The organism is Azospirillum himalayense, assembly GCF_042657465.1.
GTDB classification, from domain to species: domain Bacteria; phylum Pseudomonadota; class Alphaproteobacteria; order Azospirillales; family Azospirillaceae; genus Azospirillum; species Azospirillum himalayense.
Genome location: NZ_JBHSLC010000006.1, coordinates 39,368 through 62,043 on the forward strand (window position 1 = coordinate 39,368; position 22,676 = coordinate 62,043).

15 protein-coding genes are annotated in these 22,676 nt (G+C 66.0%); 9 read left to right on the forward strand and 6 right to left on the reverse strand.

The annotated features are described in order from the left end of the window. Positions 1–266 precede the first annotated feature (266 nt). Together ACFPMG_RS04715 and ACFPMG_RS04720 are read right to left on the reverse strand one after the other, a co-directional pair. Complete coding sequence (locus tag ACFPMG_RS04715; protein WP_376994048.1) at positions 267–3,800, reverse strand: FG-GAP-like repeat-containing protein; 3,534 nt, start codon at positions 3,798–3,800, stop codon at positions 267–269. Positions 3,801–4,005: 205 nt separating this feature from the next. Beyond that, positions 4,006–6,465, reverse strand: a complete 2,460-nt coding sequence (locus tag ACFPMG_RS04720) for an HAD family hydrolase (RefSeq protein ID WP_376994049.1) — start codon at positions 6,463–6,465, stop codon at positions 4,006–4,008. A gap of 275 nt (positions 6,466–6,740) precedes the next feature. Between ACFPMG_RS04720 and ACFPMG_RS04725 the strand changes: the two genes are divergently transcribed. The 3 genes from ACFPMG_RS04725 (at position 6,741) to ACFPMG_RS04735 (ending at position 10,007) form a co-directional block, all read left to right on the forward strand. Continuing rightward, complete coding sequence (locus ACFPMG_RS04725; protein WP_376994050.1) at positions 6,741–7,145, forward strand: PglD-related sugar-binding protein; 405 nt, start codon at positions 6,741–6,743, stop codon at positions 7,143–7,145. A gap of 100 nt (positions 7,146–7,245) precedes the next feature. After that, positions 7,246–8,646: a radical SAM protein gene (locus ACFPMG_RS04730; protein WP_376994051.1), complete on the forward strand. Its 1,401-nt coding sequence runs from the start codon at positions 7,246–7,248 to the stop codon at positions 8,644–8,646. Continuing rightward, on the forward strand, positions 8,643–10,007 hold the full coding sequence (locus ACFPMG_RS04735) for a radical SAM protein (protein WP_376994052.1): 1,365 nt from the start codon (positions 8,643–8,645) through the stop codon (positions 10,005–10,007). Before ACFPMG_RS04730 ends, ACFPMG_RS04735 begins: the two co-directional genes overlap by 4 nt. 24 nt (positions 10,008–10,031) lie before the next feature. On the opposite strand, the gene ACFPMG_RS04740 is transcribed toward ACFPMG_RS04735, so the two are convergent. From ACFPMG_RS04740 to ACFPMG_RS04750, 3 genes are read right to left on the reverse strand one after another with little or no spacing between them, the layout of a single operon-like run. After that, positions 10,032–11,213, reverse strand: coding sequence for a DegT/DnrJ/EryC1/StrS family aminotransferase (locus ACFPMG_RS04740; RefSeq protein WP_376994053.1), 1,182 nt, complete (start codon positions 11,211–11,213; stop codon positions 10,032–10,034). Then, a complete protein-coding gene (locus ACFPMG_RS04745; RefSeq protein WP_376994054.1) occupies positions 11,210–11,785 on the reverse strand; it encodes an acyltransferase in 576 nt (191 codons plus the stop codon). Before ACFPMG_RS04745 ends, ACFPMG_RS04740 begins: the two co-directional genes overlap by 4 nt. After that, positions 11,782–12,744: a Gfo/Idh/MocA family protein gene (locus tag ACFPMG_RS04750; RefSeq protein ID WP_376994055.1), complete on the reverse strand. Its 963-nt coding sequence runs from the start codon at positions 12,742–12,744 to the stop codon at positions 11,782–11,784. Before ACFPMG_RS04750 ends, ACFPMG_RS04745 begins: the two co-directional genes overlap by 4 nt. A 420-nt stretch (positions 12,745–13,164) precedes the next feature. Here ACFPMG_RS04750 and ACFPMG_RS04755 point away from each other — a divergent pair, with 420 nt between their 5' ends. The 4 genes from ACFPMG_RS04755 to ACFPMG_RS04770 all read left to right on the forward strand — a co-directional run bounded on the left by ACFPMG_RS04755 (position 13,165) and on the right by ACFPMG_RS04770 (position 18,512). Further along, on the forward strand, positions 13,165–14,571 hold the full coding sequence (locus ACFPMG_RS04755) for a glycosyltransferase (RefSeq protein ID WP_376994056.1): 1,407 nt from the start codon (positions 13,165–13,167) through the stop codon (positions 14,569–14,571). A gap of 268 nt (positions 14,572–14,839) precedes the next feature. Further along, positions 14,840–15,643, forward strand: a complete 804-nt coding sequence (locus ACFPMG_RS04760; protein WP_376994057.1) for a transglutaminase domain-containing protein — start codon at positions 14,840–14,842, stop codon at positions 15,641–15,643. Then, positions 15,640–16,869, forward strand: coding sequence for a glycosyltransferase family protein (locus tag ACFPMG_RS04765; protein ID WP_376994058.1), 1,230 nt, complete (start codon positions 15,640–15,642; stop codon positions 16,867–16,869). Before ACFPMG_RS04760 ends, ACFPMG_RS04765 begins: the two co-directional genes overlap by 4 nt. Positions 16,870–16,970: 101 nt before the next feature. Continuing rightward, positions 16,971–18,512, forward strand: a complete 1,542-nt coding sequence (locus ACFPMG_RS04770; RefSeq protein WP_376994059.1) for a tetratricopeptide repeat protein — start codon at positions 16,971–16,973, stop codon at positions 18,510–18,512. A 37-nt stretch (positions 18,513–18,549) separates the two neighbouring features. Here the strand turns inward: ACFPMG_RS04770 and ACFPMG_RS04775 are convergent, their stop codons facing one another. Further along, on the reverse strand, positions 18,550–19,485 hold the full coding sequence (locus ACFPMG_RS04775; RefSeq protein ID WP_376994060.1) for an NAD-dependent epimerase/dehydratase family protein: 936 nt from the start codon (positions 19,483–19,485) through the stop codon (positions 18,550–18,552). Between the two features lie 238 nt (positions 19,486–19,723). On the opposite strand from ACFPMG_RS04775, the gene ACFPMG_RS04780 reads away from it, so the two are divergent. Beyond that, a complete protein-coding gene (locus ACFPMG_RS04780) occupies positions 19,724–20,701 on the forward strand; it encodes an NAD-dependent epimerase/dehydratase family protein (RefSeq protein ID WP_376994061.1) in 978 nt (325 codons plus the stop codon). 48 nt (positions 20,702–20,749) lie between these two features. Then, positions 20,750–22,651, forward strand: coding sequence for an asparagine synthase (glutamine-hydrolyzing) (gene asnB, locus ACFPMG_RS04785; RefSeq protein WP_376994062.1), 1,902 nt, complete (start codon positions 20,750–20,752; stop codon positions 22,649–22,651). The last annotated feature ends 25 nt before the right edge of the window (positions 22,652–22,676 follow it).

A 22,676-nucleotide genomic window follows, 5' to 3' on the forward strand; every position in this document is an offset into this window, starting at 1 on the left:
AGTTATTTCAAAAGTATGTATGTGTGATTGATTCGTGTAGATGTTTTCATTTTGCTTGATTTTGCGCCCTCATGCGACAGCGGCCCGCCGCTGTATACTTCCAATTTGGCGCGGGCTTTTAACCCGATCAATCGGTTAAACCGGCGAGTTCCGGCGCATTTGGTTTGTGCCCGTGGGTGATCCCGCAGAGCTGAAAGGCTAGCTCTTTCGCGGCATGCGCCCATAAGGCGTGCTGTCGAAAGGGAGGAGGGTGTTCGAGCCCGATGTCAGCCGGCGCCGGTCAGCGCTCCGGCCAGACGGACCGGAGTCCAGCCGGTTTCACCGACGATGATCCGCGGCTCGATGCCGATGCCGCCCTGGTCGATCAACCGCCACGCCGCCACCGTGCCGTTGGCGCTGTTGCGCCACAGGATGTCGGCGCGACCGTCGCCGTCGTAGTCACCCACCCCTTCGATCGCCCATTCTCCGGGGATGGTGTTCAACAGCTTGGCCTCCTTCAAGATGGCGCCGTCCATGCGCCAGAAGCCCACTTCAGCGGTCGTTCGGTTGCGCCAGAGGATGTCGGCCTTGCCGTCGCCGTCCAAGTCACCGAGACCGGCGATCTGCCAATCCGCCCCGCCTTGAGCGGAGGTCAGCGCGGTGCTCACCAGCCTGGTGCCGTCCATCTCCCACAGGCCGGTTTCGCTGGTCACCGTGTTGCGCCACAGGATGTCGGCCTTGCCGTTCCCGGTGAAGTCGGCGGCCCCGACCACCTCCCAATCCGCTGGGGATGGGCCAAGGGATGCGGAGGCGAGAATCCGCGGCCCGTCCATTTCCCAGACTCCCATCGTGGAGCTGTGGCCGTCGCGCCAGAGGATGTCGGTCTTGCCGTCGCCGTTGAAGTCGCCGGTGGCCACCGGCGTCGGAGGGCGATCCGAGCCGCTGCCGACCAGGTCGACGCTCTTCAGCAACGGGCCGTCCAGCGCCCACAGGCCGATGGCGCCGGTGCTGGGTTGGTCCCACAGGATGTCGCGCTTGCCATCGCCGTTGAAATCGCCCCACCCCCGCACCCGCCAGTCGGCCGGGGGCATCAGGGCGATGGGTTCCCGGATGGCTGCGAAGTCGTCCAGGCGCCACACGGCCACCTGGCCGGTCACCGGGTTGCGGAACAGAACGTCCTGCGCAGGGTGGAGGTCCTGGGGCATCGCGGGGGGCAGGTTCGACGGGCCGATCGCCGTCCAGTTCAGGTCATGAATTCCCACCGCGAAGACCGGGGATGCGCTCGCCAGCCGGTAGTCGTGGTTGTAGGCGTCGAGGAAGAGCGGGTCGCCGGTCCGGTCGCCGGGGCCGTAGGCGCCGACCTGATGCAGGAAGTTGGCGTCGATGACGTTGTTGGCGCCGGGGGACAGCAGCATCAGGTAGGAGCCGAGGGGAAGGTCGCTCGCGACGATGTTGTGCGTGATCGTGTTGCCGGAAGGCCTCCCGGCATCGCCGGCCAGGGGAACCCATTCGATCCGCAGGAAATCCTCGTCGTTCGACGCCAGGATTCCGATGTTGTTCAGGACGGTGTTGTTGTGGCCGCCGTGGATCATCACGTTGGCCCAGGAGGTGTCCTTCAGGAAATTGCCCTGGACGGTGACGCCGCTGGACAGGTCGTCAAGGTAGATGCCGTAGCCCTTGTGATTGAGAAGCCAACGGCCGGTTGTATCGGTGGCAAGCCCCCCGACATGCTCGATCCAGTTGCCCTGGATGACCGTGCCGGTGTTCACGCCGGACCGCCCGAGCATCTCGATCCCCCCGGAATCCGCCGTCTCCTTGCCGGTGTTGCGGATGCGGTTGTACAGGATCGCGTTGTTCAGGTTGATGGTCGCGGCGTTCCAGTTCTTCAACGAGATGCCGTAACGCGCGCTGTGGTCGATGTCGTTGTAGGCGATCGTCGTGTCGCTGATGCCCGAGCCCATGATGCCGGCAGCGTATTTGCGGACTTCGCCGATGTTCTGGATCTGGTTGCCGGACACGGTGTTCGCGTTGGACTGGCTGTCCAGGACCACTCCGTTGATGCCAAGATGGTCCAGATAGTTTCCGCTGACGAGGTTGCCGTCGGAGCCCTGCGTCAGGCGGATGCCGCTGCCCACGTTCAGGAAACTGTTGCCCATGATCCGGTTGGCGTCGGCGCCGACCAGTTCGACCGTGTTGCCGTCCGTCACGGTGTCGGTGAAGGTCAGGCCCTGGATGATCACGCCGGTGGCGCCGTTCAGCCGCACCAGGGTGCCGAGCCGGGCCACCGAGACGCCGGAGCCGTCGAAGTTGGTTCCGGTCCCCACATTGATCACCAGACGGCCGTCCGACGCCCGGTAGGCGAACTCCCCCACCTGATCGACGTGGGCGCTGTTGCCCAGCAGCTTGAAGGTGGAGCCGTCGCGCATGGTGAAGGGCGCGTCGGACGTGAAGGTCAGGGTGCGGGTCACCTCGTCGATGCCGGCGACTGTGAGGATCGCATCCTGGAGCCGTTCCGTGTCGAAGACTTGGACCCGGCTGCCCGGCACCAGGTCGGCGGCGGTGACGTCGCCCGCGTGGTAGCGCAGCGCGTTCTTGCTGGCGCCATAGGCGCCCGCGTCGGCGACGAACCAGCCGGTGGTCGGGTCCTCCGGGTCGTAGGCCGCCTTGGAGGCCAGCCGGTAGCGCACGCCGTTGACGGTGACGTCCAGCCCCGGCGCGGCGGACAGGGGCGCCGACCAGACGCCGTTGCCCTCATAGATGAAGCCGCCGACCCGCTCGCCGCCGCTGATCACGGCCTGCTCGCCCGGATACCCCAGGATGCGCACGTCGCTGTCCTGCGCGCCGAGGCCGAGCGTGTTCGTCAGGGTGTAACCGCCCTCGCGGACGTAGGTCGTCTTGACGGTGCCGGCGCGCATGGCCGCCTGCGCCCGCTCCAGACTGGCGAAGGGGCCGTCGGTGCCGTCGGCGTTCGGCGCGGCCAGCAGCCCGGACCAGCCGTCATTGCCGTTCTTGGCCACGTAGAAGGCGGCGCCCTGAGGGGCCGGTGCGTCCGAGGCGGTGCCCTGGAACACTGGGGCTTCGACCGCCAGGGTGACGGACCCGTCCTGGGCGGGGGTTTGGGCGGCGAGGCTCTTGCCGTTCACCGTCACGGTTCCGAACGACAGGTCTCCGGCCTGCGTCCCGGTGGCGGGCAGGATCTGCACCGTGTGGGCAACGGACGGGTCGAGGGTGACCGAGAAGGTGAAGCGCTCGGCGCTGCCGGACGCGGCCTCCGCCTCTCCGGCGAACTTGCCGTCCACCAGGACCTTGAAGCGCACCGGCCCGGTGGCGGACGCGCCGCGCGCCGCCTCGACGGTGATGGGGATGGGCCGGGTGATGACCTCCTCCGGCTTGGGCGGGGGGCGGACCAGCGGACCGCCGAACATCTCCTCCCCCAGACCGAAGGACAGCAGGCCGCCCCAGTAGAGCCCCGTCTGGCCGGCGACCACGTCCTTTCCGTCCACCGCCCCCTTGTCGTAGGTGGCGCGCGGGTCGGTGGATTTGATCTCCTGCCCGTCCACGGTGATGGAGCCGACGAACAGGTTGCGGTCCACCCCGTTCACCACCCCGTCGTTGTCGTACCAGATGGAAATCCGGTGGGCCTGGTCGGGATCGAGCGTGGCGGTGAAGCGGTAGGGTGTGCTGGAGGTGGCGGCGACCCACGCCTCGCCGATCATCACGCCGTCGACCAGCAGCCGGAAATGCGGCGCCTGACCGGCGGACACGCCCCAGGCGTTCACGACGATCGGGACATCGATGGTCCGTTGCGGGGACGTGGACATGCGGGACTCTGGAGCCTGCGGGCGGGAGACCGCCCGTCCCGAGGGGTGCGGAATGCTCCCTCGCGTCCCAGAATTGACATACCACTATCGATTGGATGTGTGACAACGGTCCCAAAATGGCCACAGCCGGGACACTGGTCACAGCCGTTGCGGGAAGGCTTGCCGGCCTGCGGCTTCCCGGAATCCTCTTCCGTGCGTCCGGTTCCTATGGCCGTTGTGCTGGGACAAGGGCATCGCCGAGCCGATCGTCACGAAAGCGCGTGCCGTCGTACCACCAGCAGCGCAGCGGGCGTCCGTCCTCCTTGCGGCCCTTGTCCAAAGCGGCAAGGATGGCCTGTCCGTAGCCGACGCTGACCACGACGATGTCCCGGCACTCCAGCTTCGCGGCCTCTGTCATTGTCAGCTCCGCCGTCTGGGCGAAGCCTTCCCCCGTCGCCAGGAGATCGGCGTACCCGACACATTCGAGGCCGGCGTCGCGGGCGACATCAAGGAAGGTGGGGCCCATGCCGCCCATGCCCCCGGCAGCGCACAGGATGTACCGGTCAATGCCGGCGTTTCTGACCATGTGAACGAGCTGCCGGCTGATGGCCCTGTGCCCGAATCCACCCTGCGCCCCGTCGAGCATCTCCTCGATATGCCCCGCCCGGCACAGGGTCATCTGGCCTTGTGGCCACGGCACGTCGGAAGGCCGGGTCTGGAGGGACAGGCTCAGCCAGAGCGATGGAGGGGTGCTTGTAATCACCGTGTCCAGAACCCCGCCGGCCCGGTCGCTGCAGATCCGCAGCCGTGCCGACGACCCGTTGTTGACGTCGTAAACAAGGCGCCCGATGCGGCGGGCCTCCTCGCCCGTCGGAAGATGCACCGCCCGATGGAGGATACCGAGCAAGGCCTCCGGATCGGTATCCCGGTCCGGCGCGTCTTCTCCATCGGCAAGCCGGGCCCATTGGGCCTGGTAGGACAGGATACCCGCCCGGCAGGCCCGCAAGGCGCCGCGCTGCTCGCTGTCGATTTTCGGAGGTTCCTGGATAGGGCGGATGCGGCCCCTTTCGTCCCGGCGGTAGCTGATGGTCGTCGCCGCCTCGCCGTTCAGAAGCAGCTCTAGAAACTGTGGGCTGCGGTAGATGACCTTGGCTTGCTCGAACGCGGCTTTGCTTTGCGGCATATGCGTGCGGATGCGGACGCCGCCCACCACCCGGTGAAGGACCGCCGGCGTCGCGTAGAACAGATAGCCGTGGAAATCATAGTGACCGGTCAGTTCCGGCAGGCGCGCGAATCGTTCGAACATCGAGCCCTTGGCGCCGATGTCCACCAGCGCAACCTGGCCGGTGGCGCCGAATTGCTCCTTCATGTAGGCTACGAAATCGCGGCGTGCCTGTTGCGCCCGCGCATGGATGCGTCCAACCGTCTCTTCGGACAGCAGATAAACCTTCGCAGCCTGCCAGCCCTTTGCGGCCTCGCCGAACTCTGCGCCCAGCAGGTCCACCAGAGGGGTGTCGGCATGCTCCAGGAGGGAGTCCGGCAGTGGCCCCAGGTCCAGCATGGTCAGGACATCCCGGAGTGTCCGGAAGATTTCGGTGGCGAGGCTGCGGAGTTCCGCTTCGTCGAAGCGGATCAGGGACGGCAGGTAGAGAGCCGCCCGGGAAACCGCCAAAGGCGCGATGATCACATCCAGGCCAAGCCGTTCGGCTTCCAGAACCATCAGCTGCCCCAGCAGCTCTCCTTCGCGCATCAGGGGCGCGATGCGCCGGATTCCGCGGGCCGCCGCATCGCGCACCACCCAGGAGGCGTAATGGACGGCGACCGGCCCGAGGACGGTCGCGCCGTAGCCGTACCAGAATCCGTTCCCGTCCCTGGCGCGGACGCCGCGCGCGGCGAGTCCGCGGGCCGGAACCAGAGGCCCACGCGGCAGGGTCCCGAGCAGGGTCTCGCGCCGGACCATCTCATTCAGCCATCCGGGAAGCGTGTAATGCAGCGCCCGGATGCCGGCGGCCGCGGCTCCGGCCTTGTCGGTCACAGGGTCGTCCCCGATGTGGAGGACGCGGTCGGGACGAAGGCCGGGGTGCTGCGCCAGGATCATCCGGAACAACACGCCGCCGGCTTTCGACGCGCCATGGTCGCAAGAGACGTGCAGGCGCTCGTAGTTCCTGCCGGCGGCGATGCCGACGGATTCCAGCATTCCCCGGATCTCCGCTCCCCCCAGATACATATCGGAGATCAGCAGAACGGGTGTTCCCTGTTCCTGCAGGTGCCCCAGAAGGCTGAGCATATAAGGATTGGCAATCGCCATCGCGCGCTCGACCCTGCGCTCCAGCCGTTCGAGAGCCGCCGTATCGGTGTCGTGCAGTTCCAGCGCCCGGTAGATGGCGGCCAGATCGACGTCACCGCTCTGACTCCGCGCCCGGGCCTCCGCTTGGCGTCGCATGATGACGAAGGCATCGTCGGTGACCGAAGGGTCGAGCAGAGCCGCGGAGCGCGCCGCCTGCGCCACCCGTTCGAAAACCGCTTCCGGAGGACCGCAGCGCCGCAGCAACAGCGTGTCGAAGACATCAAGAGTCACGAGATCGAAGGCGGACGGGTCAAGCTGGCTTAGCGCAGAATCCTGATCCCAGCTTATCGCTCCATGTCCCCCTGTTTCGTCCGCAGATGCATTGACGGGGAATGGCATGGATGGTCCTTTCTTCTTTCAATATTATCGCCGGAGCGGTCGGCTTGGGGAAAAGGGATCTAAAAAGGCTCCGCTTTCACCGGGGACTGTGGCGTTCCGAACCGCGTCCGGGCAACAGATTTCCGTTGTCCGAGGGGACGCGCCCTGTGCCCCGCTTGCCGGCGAAACGGAAAGTGGCATTCAGAAGTCGTTAACACTCTATAAATACCATCGGGTCTAATAGATATAGACCTAGTCTTTAGCAGTTTTACTGCCTGAACAGTTGGAGGAATGACGTGAAAATCGCCAAGAAAATGGCAGACATCCCCGTCTCAGATGAAATCTATATCTTTGGCGCGGGACGCGGCGGTCAAATCATGTTCGACCAACTGAAGGCGACCCCAGGGGCAAAGGTCCTGGGATTCATCGACAATAACAAGCAGGGCACTTTGAAAGGGCTTCCCATCCTGAGTTTTCAGGACTTTCTGGCGGTGCGGACCGAAAACGCCCAGGTGGTGATCGCCAGCATGTTCGGCCACGAGATGGCGGCGCAATTGCGCCGGAACGGCATCATGTCCTTTTGCAACGCCTATCCCATCGTGGCGCAGGAGGTGGAACGGGGGGGAAAGCGTGGGCGCCTCGTCACGGCCGCCGCCATCGTCGCCGTGATCGTCGGGGCTGCAGTTCTTCTGTTGCGATAAGCCGCTCTGGGCCTTCGTCCCGCGGGCGATGTCCGCGAGGGGGCGGCCAAGGCCAGGGCGTCATGGATGCGGTTGGGTCCAAATATAGGGAGGCGCGGTTGTGACGAAGAAGCTTTGCCCTTTGCCATGGCAGCAGATGGTGGTGGGCATCACCGGCATCGCCGTACCGTGCTGCTATCGCCCTTGGCCTGAAGCGTTCGGCAATCTGAAGACCGAGGATGTCCACAGCATCTGGAACGGCCCCAGATATGTGGAACTCCGCAAGGCAATGGTGGAGGGCGGCATCGAGGCCGCTTGCCCGGACTGCCAGATCATTCCGGTGCAGGGGATTCCACCCCTGATGAAGAAGCCGGAATTCATGGAGGACAAGGACACCCCCTACGCGGCCAACATGGCGATGGTGGAGGAGGAGTTTTCCGCCGGCGCCACGACCTTGTCGGCCCGTCCGACCATGTTCACGATCTCCCCGTCGGGACGCTGCAACATCGTCTGTCCTCATTGCAGTCAGCACGAGAACCATATCTCCAAGGAGGAGGTCGGGGACAACGCCTGGGCGGCCATCCGCGATCTCACCCCCACCCTCGACTATCTCAACTGGGGTGGCGGCGAGCCGACGATCCAGCCGGAATTCCGGCGCTTTCTGGAGTCCGGGCTGCCCGAACAGGCGCCCCAGCTCACCATCGCGATGATCTCCAACGGTTTGCTGCTGAAGCAGGATCTGGTGCGCCGCCTGGCGGGGTTCCGGAAAACCACCCTTCAGGTTTCGATCGATGCCGGCACCAAGGAGGTTTACGAGAAGGTCCGCTGGCCCGCGAAGTGGGAGGTCCTGCAACGCAATCTGCGCGATATGATCGAGCTGGAGCGGACGCAGGAGGGCTTCTGGGTGGTCGGTTCCTACACGATCAACAAATCCAATGCCTTGAGCATTGTCGATTACATCGCCCTGTGCCGGGAGTTGGGGCTTCCCAGCTCCTTCTACAGCGTCTGGCACTATCCGCCGGAGCATCGGCCCGATCTCTTCAACGACGTCGATGCCGAAACCGTCGGGTGGGAGGAGGAATTCCGCCGGGCGCGCGAGGATGCGCGCCGTTACGATGCCGAGGCCCCGCCCACCTGCATGGCGCCCGATGGTTCCCTCTACGCCATGACGCCCTTCCTGGAGCGCTATTTGGGGATCATCGAAGCGGGCATGGCCGAAGCGTCGGGCCATGTTCGGCGCTCCTTCTCCTTTGGTGCCGCTTGCGCCGGGCGTTTCGTCCTCGTGCGCCGCCAGAGCGACCGCCGCGCAGTGGCTTACGGCACCTGTGGAAAGGACGGAATCGTCACCGCCCGGGTCCCGATGGTGCCGCTCCGGCTGGAGATCTGGGAGAACGGATATCTCCACCAGCGCATCGCCCTTGCCCATTGCGACGACCCTCTCGACCAGCCGGAGGTCTTCCGGATGCGCTTCGACGAAGCCGGCGTTTCCGGCGTTCCCGTGCTCGGAGCAGAGCCGTCATGACCCTTTCCTCTTCGGACGAGTCCGTTCTCGCCCCCGACGCCGCCCATAGCTGGACTTATTGTTCGGAACCCTGGCAGAAGTTCGCGCTGACGGTGGACGGCAACATTCCACGCTGCTTCAGCTCTCCGGGCGGGCCGGCCGGCTCCCTGCACGCCACCACGGATCTCCTGGCGCTGTGGAACAGCGAATCGTTCCAGAACTTCCGGGCCGCCGTGTCGGAAAAGGAGCCCGCGCACTCGGTCTGCCGGCGCTGTCCGCACATTCTCTCGGTCGGTCCGGTTCCGTTCCTGACCGATCCGGAAGGAGAGGAATCCCGCACGCCCTATGGCCAGAACATCCGCCTGCAGCGGCGGGAATTCGAAAGCGGCGAAGTGGTGCTGCGGTCGCTTCCTTCGATCCTGCACCTGGAGCCCTCGGCCTACTGCAATCTCGACTGCATCATGTGTTCGCAGTTGAACCTGAAGCGCTCGGTCAACGACCAGACCGTGATCGAGAAGTTCGTCAGCGCATCCGCTCCCTACGCGACCCTCATCAACTGGAGCGGCGGCGAGCCCCTGGTGCAGCCGAGCTTCAAGCATTTCATGCGCACCTTCGATCCGGCGGGCAACCCTTTCCTGGGCTTGTCGCTGATGACCAATGGCTTGGTGTTCGACGAGCGCCACATGGAGTTTCTGCCGAAGTTCAAGCGGGCGGCGGTCTGCGTGTCCATCGACGGGACCGGGCCGGTCTACGAACGGATTCGGGTCAAAGGGGAGTGGCGCAGGCTCGAAGCCAACATGAAGCGCCTTCTGATCCTCCGCGACCAATACAGCCGGTTCGGGGTATCCGCCGCCTTCACCATCCAGAAACAGAATGTCAGGGAGATCGCGACCTTCCTGCGCTGGTGCCTGGAGCTCCGGCTGCCCAGCGTGTTCATGGCGGTGTTTAGCGCCCCCGTCCCGCACCGTCCCGACGTCTTCAATCACTGCGAGCGGGAAACGGAGGGTTGGCGCGACAGCCTGAAGGATGTGATCGCCCTTTCCGAAGCCCTGGACGCGGCGACCGCCGAACACATCCACCCGTTCGGGAACACTCCGCTGCGGGCCACCCCGTACCTCTCCAACTACGTCAACCGCATCCTGGCCGCCATGGATCGGGCGGGCTCCTGGCCGCTGCGCCAGGTGACGCTGGACGTCACGCAGGCAACGGAGCGTCCGGCGCTCTTCGTGTTCAGCCGCGATGGCGAGGACGTCGCTTATGCCTTGGTTGATGGAAGCGCTCCCTTCGAGGTCGCGCTGCCGGACGGCCGCTTCCATGTGACCGGCTATCCGACTCCCACGTCCAACCGCGTGGTGTTCCGGGGCAAGATCGAGGTGGCGTGACGCCGCCCCGGCCCGCCGTCCGCCTCACCCGCCAGCGGCGCCGCGAACCGCTTCGCAGACCGCGCCGATGATCCGGTGCTGGGTCGCCTCGTCCAGGTAGGGATGCATGGGCAGGCTCAGCACCTCGCCGGCCAACCGTTCGCTGACGGGCAGGTCGTCGCCGGCAAGCGGGAAGCCGGCGTAGGCCGTCTGCCGGTGCAATGGCCTGGGGTAGTACACGGCGGTCGGCACGCCGACGGCTTTCAGTGCCGCCGCGATCGCGTCGCGCCGGCCTCCGGCGATGCGCAGGGTGTATTGCGCCCACACCGACGCCCTTCCTTCCGGCATCGAAGGAAGGGCGGTGATCCCAGCCAGCCCCGCGGCGTAGCGTCGGGCGACCATGCCGCGGGCCGCGATCTCGTCAGGGAATATCCGCAGCTTTTCGATCAGCACCGCGGCTTGCACGGTGTCCAGCCGGGCGTTCATGCCGATGCGGACGTTGTCGTATTTGTCGGAGCCCTGGCCGTGGACGCGAAGACTGCGGATGGCGGCGGCCAGCCCATCGTCATCGGTGAAGACCGCCCCGCCGTCGCCGTAGCAGCCGAGGGGCTTCGCCGGAAAGAAGCTGGTGGTCGTGGCCAAGCCGATCGTGCCCGCCTTCCGGCCTTTGTAGACCGCCCCGAACCCCTGGGCTGAGTCGACCACCAGCCGCAGGCCGTGCCGCGCGCAGACCGGTTCGATGGCGTCGTAGTCGGCCGGGAGGCCGAACAGGTCGACCGCCACCACCGCGGCCGGGCGCAGTCCCGCCCTTCGGGCGGTGGCGACCGCCCGGTCCAGGCTGTCCGGGTCCAGGGTGAAGGTTTCAGGGTCCACATCCGCGAAGACCGGCGTGGCGCCCACCCAGGCGGCCACCTCGGCGGTGGCGGCGAAGGTGAAGGACGGGCAGAACACGGCGTCTCCTGGCCCGATGCCCTCCGCCCGCAGCACCAGGGCGATGGCGTCGGTTCCGTTGGAGCAGGTGATGGCGTGGCGGGCCCCGCAGAAGGCGGCCAGTTCGTCTTCGAGCCGGGCGACTTCGGGTCCCATGATGAAGTGGCCGTGATCGAACACGCGCCGGACGGCCTCGTCGACCTGCGGGCCGATGAGCCGGCGCTGTGCGGCGAGGTCGATGAAGGCGATCGGACCGGTGGCTTCGGACGCGGGTTCGGACGCGGGTTCGGACGTCATGCGATTTCCTCCAACCGGTCGTCTTCTGCCAGCCGGTACTGGCGCCCGGTAGCCGGGCACACCAGGTCGGGGCCGAGCCGTTCCCCGTGATGGCTCATCCAGCCGATCCGCTGGGCCGGTACCCCCACCATCAGGGCGAAGGCCGGAACGTTCCGGGTCACCACCGCGCCGGCGCCGATAAACGCATATTCGCCGATCGTCACGCCGCACACGATGGTGGCGTTCGCACCCAGGGTGGCGCCGCGGCGCACATGCGTGTCGCGGTATTCGGACTTGCGCGAGACCTCGGCGCGCGGGTTGAGGACGTTGGTGAAGACGCAGGACGGACCGCAGAAGACGCTGTCCTCGAGGACGACGTTGTCGTAAACCGACACGTTGTTCTGTATCCGGACGGTGTTGCCGATCCGCACGCGGTTGCCGACGAAGACGTTCTGGCCAAGCGAGCAATCCTCGCCGATCTCGGCACCGGCGCACACATGGGTCCAATGCCAGATGCGGGTACGGGCTCCGATGCGGGCACCCTCGTCGACGATGGCCGTCGGATGGGCTGACCAGCCTTCCTCCCCGTTCACGGAACCTCCTCCAGCGCCGCCAGCCGCCGGCAGAAGGGGTGATAGTCGCCCTTGAGGCCGACGACGGAGCCGCGCCGGATGTCGTGCACCGTCTCGATGGCGGCGCGCGCGTCCGCAAGGCCGTAGCCGCCCCCGGACAGGATGTCCCGATAAACCTCGGTGTGCAGGTCGGTGAAACCCTCGCTGAACTCAAACTCCTCGCCGCCGATCAGGATCGAACGGTGGGTCCGCTTGCCCGCCGCCGCCACCTCGGGCGGGAGGTGGGCGGCGTTGATCGAGAGGAACCAGCGGACCCGCGCCCGTTCGAACTCCAGATAACCGGCGGCGACGTCGCGTTCGTGCATATGGACGACGCTGCCGCGCCGGGGGCCGAACACCCAATTCAGCATATCGAAGAAATGGACTCCGATGTTGGTTGCGATGCCGCCGGACTTCTCGATGTCGCCTTTCCAACTCATGCCGTACCAATGGCCGCGCGATGTCAGATAGGTGAGATCGACGTCGAACACCGTGTCCGGCGGCGCGGCGGCAACCCGGTCGCGCAGCGCCCGGATGGCGGTGTGGTGGCGCAATTGCAGGACATTGAAGACGCGGCGTCCGGACTCCGCCTCGATGTCGATCAGCGCATCCACGTTCCAGGGATTGAGGACCAGCGGCTTTTCGCACAGGGCGTGGGCGCCGCTGCGGAGGGCGAAGCGGATGTGGGCGTCGTGCAGATAGTTGGGCGACGCGATCGACACGAAGTCCACAGGCTCGCCCATGCGCCGGCGTTTGTCGATATGGCGGTCGAAACGCTCGAACTCGATGAAGAAGTCGGCATCGGGAAAATAGTTGTCGATCACGCCCACGCTGTCGTTGGGATCGAGCGCGGCGACCAGCCGGTTGCCGGTGTCCTTGATGGCCTTCATATGGCGGGGTGCGATGTAGCCGGCCGCACCGATCAGCGCGAAGCGTTTCATGAAGGGGCAGTTCCTCGACTGGTGGGCGGTGAGTCGCGGTGCGGAGGCGGTTCGCTGGTGGAAGGAAATCTTGGTCCGGTGTTCAGGCTTGGGGTCTTGTTCGGGGGTGGTGCGGTAGGCCGGGGCTGCTGTAAAAGCTTCGTCCCATGGGAGGCACCCCGTACGGGCTGGCCCCCTTTCGGATTTTCTCCCTTGCGGGGGCTTCGGTGTCAAGAAAGGTCTGCGGCCCCCGGCCCTGCCCATCCGATGCACATTCTGGAACGGACCATGCGCACTATTTCTCGCGTCCATGAACTTCCGGTAACGGGGACGGTGCTGATCTTCGGGGCGGGCCATGGCGGGGAGATCGTCTGGCGGGAGCTGGCGAAGCGTCCCGGCGTCCGCGTGAACGGATTCATCGACAACGGCAAGACCGGTACCTTGAACGGGCTGCCGATCCACCGGCCGGCCGAGGTTCTTCCGCCGCCCGCCGGGGTGACGGTCATCATCGCCAGCATGTTCGCCGGAGCCATCGCCGGAGAACTGAGGTCCCGAGGCGTCTCGGACTGGGTCAGCGCGGCCCCCCTGATTCGCAACGTGATCCAGGCGGAGCAGGCCCGCGGCGGGCCCAATCCGATCCTTGCCGCGCTCAACGAGTGCGTCCTCGTCCTGTGCGCCTTCGTGGTTGCGGTGATCGCCCGGTTCCGCGCCAAGACGGTCGATGTCGGCATCGGGCCGGAATGCCTCATCAACAACCAGTATCACAAACGGGCGCTGCTCCATGCGGGTTACAGCGCGGAAACCTTCGTCATCGGGGTCACGCACGTTACCCAGCAGTTCGACCATGTCTTCATTCCCCGGCGCATCGTGGCGTCGAACGTGGCCGTGCTCCTGCGGGTGTTCCATCTGGCGGCCACCCGCTACCGCCTTCTGTACGTTTATTTTGGCGGCGGGCCTTTCTACGCTTCCCGGTGGGCATGGCGCGTCGAACCGCTTCTGTTCGCCATTGCCCGGACCCGCATCGTGGTGCTTCCCTATGGTCAGGACATCCAGGACTTCACGCGCTGCCCCAATCTGCCGTTCAAGCACGCCACGACGGTCGATTATCCTTTCCAGAACCGGGATCGCCAGCGGATCGCCGATCGGATCGACCTGTGGACGCGCGGCGCCGGCCATGTGGTCTCCGGCTGCGACTGGGTCGACTACATGCATCACTGGGACACGCTGATCCCCGGACATTTCGCCATTGATGCCGACGGCTTGCGGCGACGCGCCGAGGATGCCATCAGCAGCATCGGGGCCGGCAGCATCCTGACCGGCGGCGACGCGCCGGTCAGGATCGTCCACGCGCCCAACCACCGGACCATCAAGGGAACTCCCCATGTCGTCGCGGCGGTCGAACGGCTGCGAGAGGAAGGCATTCCGGTCGAATTGACCATCGTCGAAGCGGCCGCCAACCAGACCGTTCTCGAGCAGATGGCGCGCGCCGATATCGTCGTCGACCAGCTCGTCATCGGCTGGTACGCCATGGTCGCTATCGAGGCCATGGCCCTGGGCAAGCCGGTGGTCTGTTACATCCGGCCGGATCTGCACGCGCTGTATGTGGGCGCCGGCGTTCTTGCCGGGGACGAACTGCCGCTGGTCATGGCCAACCCGGAAACGCTGGCCGACGCGCTGCGACCGCTGATCGCGGACCGGGAGCGCCGCCGGGCGCTCGGCGTCAAAGGCCAAGCCTATGTCCGCGATCGCCATTCCATCACGACGATCGGCGCCGTGTTCGCGGCCATCAACCAGGAACTCGGTGTGCCGCCCTCCGGCCCGGTTCCGCCCGCGCCACTCCCGAATTGAGCGTCGCCGGTCCATGTTGCAGACCATGGTGGTGGAGAGTATCACGGTGGCGCCGGCTGCCGGCAACGCCCCGCCTGGATGAGGTTTTCCCGACGTGCCTTCCCTCCTGCTGAACCGCCTGCGTGCCCTCGTTCGGCCGAAGGGTGAAACAGGCCGTTGCAGCGGGGCGGCCGCTCCAGGGCCGGCGGGACCGCTGCGTGGGTATCGGATCGCGGATGGCGCCGCCGTCAGGCTGGAGCCTCTGCCGGAAACCGAAGGGCTGCCTGCCTTGCCGGACACTCTTCTGGTCGAGGTGGGGCGTTACCGCATCGGGGAGCAGGGCTTCGCGCTCGACCAGCCGGGCGTTCACCGCTTTTACAGCCTGGGCGGCGAAACGGTGCAGCGGCTGGTCAGGCCTCCGGACCCCGAAAGCCTGCTGCGTCATGTGGGTTGGCTTTGGGGATACGGCAGCACGGACGAGGGCGAGCCCGCTGCGGACGATCTCCAGGCCCTGGGCCGGGCTCCGCGCTTCCTCGGCTGCTCCCGTCTGGCCTTTCTTGCCGTCCGGTTGTTCGGCGAGGCCGGCTTGCCGGCGCGCGTCGCCGGGCTGGCCACCGCCGAGGTATGGAACGGGCACGACGACGGGCACACCCTTGCCGAGGTGATGCTGCCGGACATCGGATGGGTCGCGTACGACCCTGGCTTCCATGGTTTTCCGGCGATCGATGGACGGCGTGTTCCGGTCCTGGAATGGGTGGACGCGGTGCGGGAGGGGGCGGCGGCGGATTGGCTTCCGCTGCCCGGAAATCCTCCCCTGGCGCCGTTCCGGCACAGCGGATTCGACTATGGGCCATGGGTTGCGGAGCGGGCGCTGTCAGCCGATGCGCTCAAGGCATGGTACCGCCGGCTTGCCGGCACCACGCTCCAGTGGTGGTGCGACCGCTTCTATGCCTGTGCCGACCAAGTGTCGCCCGAGGCTCTTCCGTTCATGGCCGCGTCGAACCACCAGATGCTGGAGCGCCGGCTGTTCCTCGATCTCTTCTATTCTCCGGCTCCCGAGCCGCGCTTATCCCTACGGAGTCCCCCGCCATGAAGAAAGCACCGGATCTTCTCGACCTTCTGGTCTGGCCGGTGGACGTGGTCCAAGAGCTGTTGTGGTTCGTTTGCAGCGTGATCCTGGCGCTGGTGGCGCGTTGGAAGCCGAAGCCGATCGACGTGGGGCTTGGTCCGGAACCGCTCATCAACAACATCTACCACAGGAAAGCCCTGATCCAGGCTGGCTTCACCGCCGAAACCTTCGTCAGCAGGACCTACTTCATAACCCAGAATTTTGATCACATCATTCCGGCCGGAGACGGCGCACTGGGAAAGTTCATCGGACGCCTGAGGCTGTTCTGGCACGCGGTGTCGCGCTACAAGATCATATACATCTATTTCAACGGCGGGCCGTTCTTCTACACGAGCTTCGTCTGGTGTGCCGAGCCGATGCTCTTGCGGCTGGCGCGGGTGCGGGTGGTGGTGATGCCCTTCGGCGGCGACGTCCAGGACTTCACCCGCAGCCGCAACCTGCTGTTCAAACACGCCATGACCATCGATTATCCGGGGCATGCCCTGCGGCGGAAGCGGGTTGCCGACCAGATTGACCTGTGGACCCGCAACGCTGACCACATCCTGTCCGGATGTGAGTGGGTCGATTACATGTATCACTGGGACACGCTCCAGATCGCCCATTTCTCGATCGACACCGAAGCCCTGGCCGCGCGCGCCGCCATGGCCGGCGACGGGCAGCCGGTGCCCCCGGCGGAAGGCCGGCCGACGCCGGAGAGGCCGCTGCGGGTGCTGCACGCGCCTAACCACCGGGCCATCAAGGGCACGGGCGCCTTCTTGCGGGCCGTGGAGGAGCTGGCCGCCGAGGGCGTCCCGATCGAGTTGGAAATGGTCGAGTTCGTGACCAACGACGAAGTCCTTCAGGCCATCTTGCGGTCGGACGTGGTGCTGGACCAGCTGATCGTCGGCTGGTACGCGATGTTCGCCATCGAGGCCATGGCGATGGGGAAGCCGGTGCTCTGCTTCCTGCGCTCCGACCTGATGGAGCTGTACATCGGCGCCGGTCTCGTCGAGGAGGGCGAGATTCCGATCGTCAACGCGCACCTCCTGTCGGTCAAGGAAGCGCTGCGCTCGCTCGCCGCGACCGATCGCGCCGAACTGGCGGCCCTCGGTCGGCGGAGCCAGGACTATGTCCGCCGCCGTCATTCCCTGACGGCCATCGGGTCCGTCTTCGCCCGGATCAACAGCGAACTGGGGGTCCATCCCACCTGACCGTTCGTCGGTGGTTGGCGGTTCCAAATCCCGGCGGAGGTACGGTAGACTACGCCCATCCGGGCGCAGGCCCGACAAGGCTGGTCGGAGGCGGGGAGCCGGTGAACGGAAAGGATTCGCGTACGGAGGCATCAGCGGAGGTCCGGGGCGACGTCGATGGATGGAGACGGGCCATCAGGGACGACACGGTTTCCAACTACCATCTGGAGATGGGCCGGGCGATCCTGAGCGAGGGCTCGCTTGACGCCGCGCTGAATCATTTCCGGCAAGCTGCCGCCATCCGGCCCACCCTGGCCGAAGCCCATCACCGGATCGTCGAGGTGCTGCATCGGCTGGAGCGGCGCGCCGAAGCCGAGACGGCCCATCGGGCCGCGCTCGCGCAGAACCCCGGATACTCCAGCGACGCCCTCGTCGCCATTGCGCTTCACCGGCTGGAACAGGGAACTCCGGACGAGACGCTCGCCGTTCTGGACGAGGCTGAGAAGGCGGGTGTCGAGGCCGGTCTGGTTGCCGCCTTGCGCGGCCTTGTCCATCTGTCCCGTGGCGGAGCCGCCGCCGCGAAGGATTGTCTGCAGCGTGTCGGCGCGCTCGGCGGCAACTGGGGGGCCCGGATCGCGGGGGAGTTCGGCGTGGCCGCCCACGCGGCATTCCTGCGCGGAGACAGCCGGAGCGCGTGCTTTGGGTTCGAAACCGCTTGCCGGCTGTCGTCCGACTTCGGAAGCAGCCGCGATTTCTGGACCTTTGGCAAGGCGCATGAAAACGAAGGCCGCCTTGCCCAGGCGTTGGATTGCTATCACCGGGCGGTCCAGGCCGCACTGGCTGGAAGCTGGAGCAGCGTCGATGTGCAGGTGCGCATCTACATGGGCACCGCCTATCAGACTCTGGGGCAATGGAAGCCGGCGCTGGATGCCTTGGACCGCGCCGTTCAGATCGAACCGGGAGGCGCCTGGACCTACTTTCACCGCGGCATTCTGCTGCAGCATTGGGATCGCCTGGAAGAGGCGGTCACGGCCTATGACCGGGGGCTCGCGATTTCCCGGAATGATCCGTGGGGGTTGCAGTACAAAGCCGTGGCCCTGGACGCTTTGGGCCTTCCCGATGCCGCGCTGAACTGCCGGCGGCAAGCCGAGGCCCAGATGCACGGCAGCCCCTGGGTGGCCTATTACCGGGCTGCGGCCCTGGTTCATGCGGAGCGCTTCGCCGAGGCCGATACCGTTCTGGGAACGGTCGAGGGCAGCCGGCTGGCCGAGCAGGGGCCGGTCAACGCGGGCTTGTTCCACCTGCTGCGCGGCAGCGCCCTGCGGGCAGCCGGACACCCGGAGGCGGCCCTCCCGCATCTTGAGACGGCCGCCCGCCAGCTTCCCGGGAACCCTTGGCCGGACGTCAACCGGGTCGCGGCTCTGAGCGCTCTCGGCCGTGCGGAGGAGGCGGCCACGGCCGGCGCCGCGCTGGTGGCGCGGCTTCCGGACCTGGGATGGGCCTGGCTCGTCCATGGCCGCGCGCTTGCCACCTGCGGCCGGATCGAGGAGGCCGGAAACGCCTTCCGCATGGGCCTGGACCGCGCGCCGGGGATCGGCTGGGCCGACCTTTACCTGGGCGGCATGGGGCCTGCGAACCGCGAGCGCCGCGCCGCCGCGCCGTGATGATGGAAAGCCGGTCTTCCATCGTCACGGCGGGCCGTTACCCGATGCGCGCGTCCCGGAACGCACGGGCCATCTCCGGAACGCCCGTTTCAGGCCGGACCAGGGGAGCGCCCAGAAGCGTTTTCATGCGGGCGATGCCGGCGACCCAATCGCGTGGCTGAGCGGCGGTGTCCGCGGCGAACAGGGCCGGCTTCCCGAGGCCCTCTCCGATCAGTTCGCCGATCCGCCGCATGCTGACCGTCTCGGGCCCGGCGAGGTTGATGGTCGCTCCGGTCTCCAGCGCGCAGCAGCGTGCAATGGCGCGCGCGGCATCGTCGACATGGAGCGGGTTCAGACGGATGCCGTCCTTGCCCTGCAGGGTCAGCGGGCGCCCTTCGGCCACCGAAGCGATGAGCCGCGGAAGCAGCATCGGCGGGCGCTGACCGGGGCCGTAGACGAAGAAGAATCGCAGCACGACGACCGTCATCGCCGCGGCGTACCGCTCGGCCAGCAATTCGCTGATGCGCTTGGAGGTCAGATAGAAGGCCAGCGGATCGTCACCGATGCCCAGCGGAGAGGATTCGTCGATGGCCGTCGGTGACGGCGCGTACAGACCGCCCGTCGATGCGAGGATGAACCGACGCGCCCCCGTCCGCCAAGCCCAGTCGAGAAGCTGGAGGGTTGCGTTGGCGGTGACCGCGTGGATTCGCGCGGCACCCGCGGGAAAATCGCGATGATCCTCCGCCTGCGCCAGATGGACGACCGTGTCGACCCCTGGCGGCAGCGCAGCTGGCAGCGCCGTTTCCTCGAAGTCATGAGCGATCCAGCGGGGGGCAGCCAAACGGGAGCCACAGTCGGAGGGCGGAGCATTCGGGAAGCGGCGGGACATCGCCCACAGCTCGCACCGCCCCGTCAGCTCTGCGAGGGTGCGCCGGCCGATCAGGCCGGTGGCCCCTGTCACGAGCACGCTTTCCGGGAACGGTTCCGCCATCATCCACCCCTATAGGTTTTCAGTTCACAGCGCGGCGGTCGGGCCGCCACCGTGGGCGGCGCCACCAGACACCAGCCGTTCCATGGCCGTCAAGCGGCCCCCGGAGGTGTCGTTCGCAATTAAAGATCATTTAAGGATAGCTCTTTACCGTCACAGGCTCCAAATTCCAGCCCCCGGGTCACCGTCCGATCCGGTCGACAGGTCAGGCCGGAGAAATTGCCAAGACCGGGGAACGCGTCAGATGGATGTTCGTGGAAAGAAGTTTGTGGTGATCGGCGGTGCCGGCCTGATCGGCTCGCATACGGTTGATTTGCTGACCCGCGAGGACATCGGGGAAGTCGTCGTCTACGACAATTTCGTCCGGGGGCGGACCGAAAATCTTTCCGACGCCTTGCGGGACCCCCGCGTCCGCATCCATGACGTCGGCGGGGACATCTGCCAGACGGACATACTGGAGAGCGCCCTGAAGGGGGCGGACGGGGTGTTCCACTTCGCGGCCCTGTGGCTTCTGCAATGCTACGAGTTTCCGCGCGCCGCTTTCGACGTCAACATCCGCGGCACCTTCAATGTGCTGGAAGCCTGCTGGAAGAACGGAGTCAGCCGGCTCGTCTACTCGTCCTCCGCCTCGGTCTACGGCGACGCGGTCGAGGAACCGATGACCGAGGACCACCCGTTCAACAACACGAATTTCTATGGCGCCACCAAGATCGCCGGCGAGGCAATGGCCCGCGCCTTCCATCACCGCTACGGCCTGCCGTTCGTCGGCCTGCGCTACATGAACGTCTATGGGCCGCGCCAGGACTATCGCGGGGCGTACATCGCGGTGATCATGAAGATGTTGGACGCCATCGACCGGGGTGAATCGCCGGCGGTCTACGGCGACGGCAGCCAAGCCTACGACTTCGTGGCCGTCACCGACTGCGCCAAGGCCAACATCTGCGCCATGAAGGCCGAGGCCGTGGACCGTTTCTACAACGTCGGCACCGGCAGGCGCACCTCGATCAAGCAGGTGGCGGAGCTGCTGCTGGAGCTGACGGGCTCCGATCTGCCGCTGCGGTTCGAGCCTGCCGGGCTGACCTTCGTCAAGAACCGGATCGGTTCCCCCGATCGGGCCCGCCGCGAGATCGGCTTCGAAGCCGAGGTTCCGCTGCGTGATGGCTTGGCCCAACTTATCGAATGGCGTCGCACCCACATGGCTGAGGTCGAAGCCCGCCGCTGAGCCCGCGGACCGGCTTTCCCTGTGCGACGCTGACAAGGAGTTTCGAGGATGTGCGGCATTGCCGGGATGGTCCATCTTGACGGCGCGCCGGCTTCCGGCGACCTTGTCCGGCGGATGACGGACGCCATCGCCCACCGCGGTCCCGATGGTGAGGGCGTTTATGTCGATGGGCAGGCCGGGCTGGGACACCGCCGCCTAGCCATCATCGACCTCAGCGCCGCCGGGCGGCAGCCCATGGTGACGCCCGATGGCCGCTATGCCCTGACCTTCAACGGCGAGATCTACAATTTCCAGGAGCTGCGCGCCGAGCTGCAATCCTTGGGATATCGTTTCGTGTCGCGCACGGACACCGAGGTGATTCTTCACGCCTGGGCGGAATGGGGTCCGAAGGCCCTCGACCGCTTCAACGGGATGTTCGCCTTCGCCATTTGGGACAGCACCCGGCGCCGCTTGACGCTGGCGCGGGACCGCTTCGGCATCAAGCCTCTCTACTACGCGACGGTCGGGCGTACCCTGCTGTTCGCATCGGAGGTCAAGGCGCTTCTGACGTTTCCCGGAATGGCCGCCGCCATGGACCGGGAAGGGCTGATCGAATACCTCACCTTCCAGAACTTCTTCACCAACCGCACCCTGTTCGCCGGCGTCCGGCTCTTGCCGGCAGCCAGTTGCCTGAACGCCTGCTGCGAGACGGGAAGCTGCCACACCTTCCAGTATTGGGATTTCAATTTCCACGAACCGCAAGAGCGTCTTGCGCCGGATGCCTACGCCGATACGCTGGACCAGTTGATCGTCCAGGCGGTCAACCGGCAACTGGTCAGCGATGTGGACGTCGGCTCCTATTTGTCGGGCGGCATGGATTCCGGGTCGATCACGGCCTTGGCCTCCCGCCGGATCAAGGACTTGCGAACCTTCACCGTCGGCTTCGACCTGCATTCCGCTTCGGGCATCGAATGCTCCTACGACGAGCGCGAAAGCGCGGAGGCCCTGTCCTCCCTTTGCCGGACGGAGCATTACGAGATGGTGCTGAAGGCCGGGGACATGGAACGCTGCATGCCGTCCCTGGTCTATCACATGGAGGAACCGCGGGTCGGGCAAAGCTATCCCAACTACTACGCGGCCAAACTGGCCGGGCGGTTCGGCAAGGTCGTCTTGTCCGGGACCGGTGGTGACGAGTTGTTCGGCGGCTATCCGTGGCGCTATTACCGCGCCGTCGTCAACTCCAGCTTCGAAGACTACATCGACAAATACTATCTCTTCTGGCAGCGCCTCATCCCGAACTCTTTGATTCACCGCATGTTCCAGCCGATTTGGCCGGACGTCAAGCATGTGTGGACCCGGGACATCTTCCGGAACGTTTTCACAAGCCACGCCTCCCGGATGACGCGGTCCGAGGATTACATCAATCACTCCTTGTACTTCGAGGCGAAGACGTTCCTGCATGGCCTGCTGGTGATCGAGGACAAGCTGAGCATGGCCCATGGCCTGGAAACACGGGTTCCGATGCTCGACAACGATCTCGTGGATTTCGCTCAGACCATTCCCGTTGGGATGAAGCTTGGCAATTTGGCCGAGGTCGTCCGCCTGAATGAGAACGACCCCGGCCCCAAGAGCAAGGTGTTCTTCGAGCGGACCCGCGACGGCAAGCTGCTTCTGCGCAATGTCATGCAGCGCTACATTCCGGTCGAAGTCACGGATCGGGCCAAGCAAGGGTTCTCAGGCCCGGACGCGAGCTGGTTCCGGGGCGAGAGCATCGACTACGTGCGCCGTATGCTGTTGGAAGGGGAGTGTCACATTCACGAGTTTCTGGACCGTGCGACCGTCCGCGATCTGGTCGAGGAGCATCTGAACGGCACCACGAATCGGCGCCTGCTGATTTGGGCTCTGCTCTACCTGGAGCAATGGTGCCACACCTTCCTGGCTGGCGGCGGCCCCACTCCGGCCAAGCCTTGAACCGATGGTTTTATGAAAGGACTTG

Coding starts and splice junctions, on each gene's coding strand:
- ACFPMG_RS04715 (WP_376994048.1), bottom strand. CDS start 3,800: ATGTCCACGTCCCCGCAACGGACCATCGATGTCCCGATCGTCGTGAAC.
- ACFPMG_RS04720 (WP_376994049.1), bottom strand. CDS start 6,465: ATGCCATTCCCCGTCAATGCATCTGCGGACGAAACAGGGGGACATGGA.
- ACFPMG_RS04735 (WP_376994052.1), top strand. CDS start 8,643: ATGACCCTTTCCTCTTCGGACGAGTCCGTTCTCGCCCCCGACGCCGCC.
- ACFPMG_RS04740 (WP_376994053.1), bottom strand. CDS start 11,213: ATGACGTCCGAACCCGCGTCCGAACCCGCGTCCGAAGCCACCGGTCCG.
- ACFPMG_RS04750 (WP_376994055.1), bottom strand. CDS start 12,744: ATGAAACGCTTCGCGCTGATCGGTGCGGCCGGCTACATCGCACCCCGC.
- ACFPMG_RS04765 (WP_376994058.1), top strand. CDS start 15,640: ATGAAGAAAGCACCGGATCTTCTCGACCTTCTGGTCTGGCCGGTGGAC.
- ACFPMG_RS04775 (WP_376994060.1), bottom strand. CDS start 19,485: ATGATGGCGGAACCGTTCCCGGAAAGCGTGCTCGTGACAGGGGCCACC.
- ACFPMG_RS04780 (WP_376994061.1), top strand. CDS start 19,724: ATGGATGTTCGTGGAAAGAAGTTTGTGGTGATCGGCGGTGCCGGCCTG.
- asnB (WP_376994062.1), top strand. CDS start 20,750: ATGTGCGGCATTGCCGGGATGGTCCATCTTGACGGCGCGCCGGCTTCC.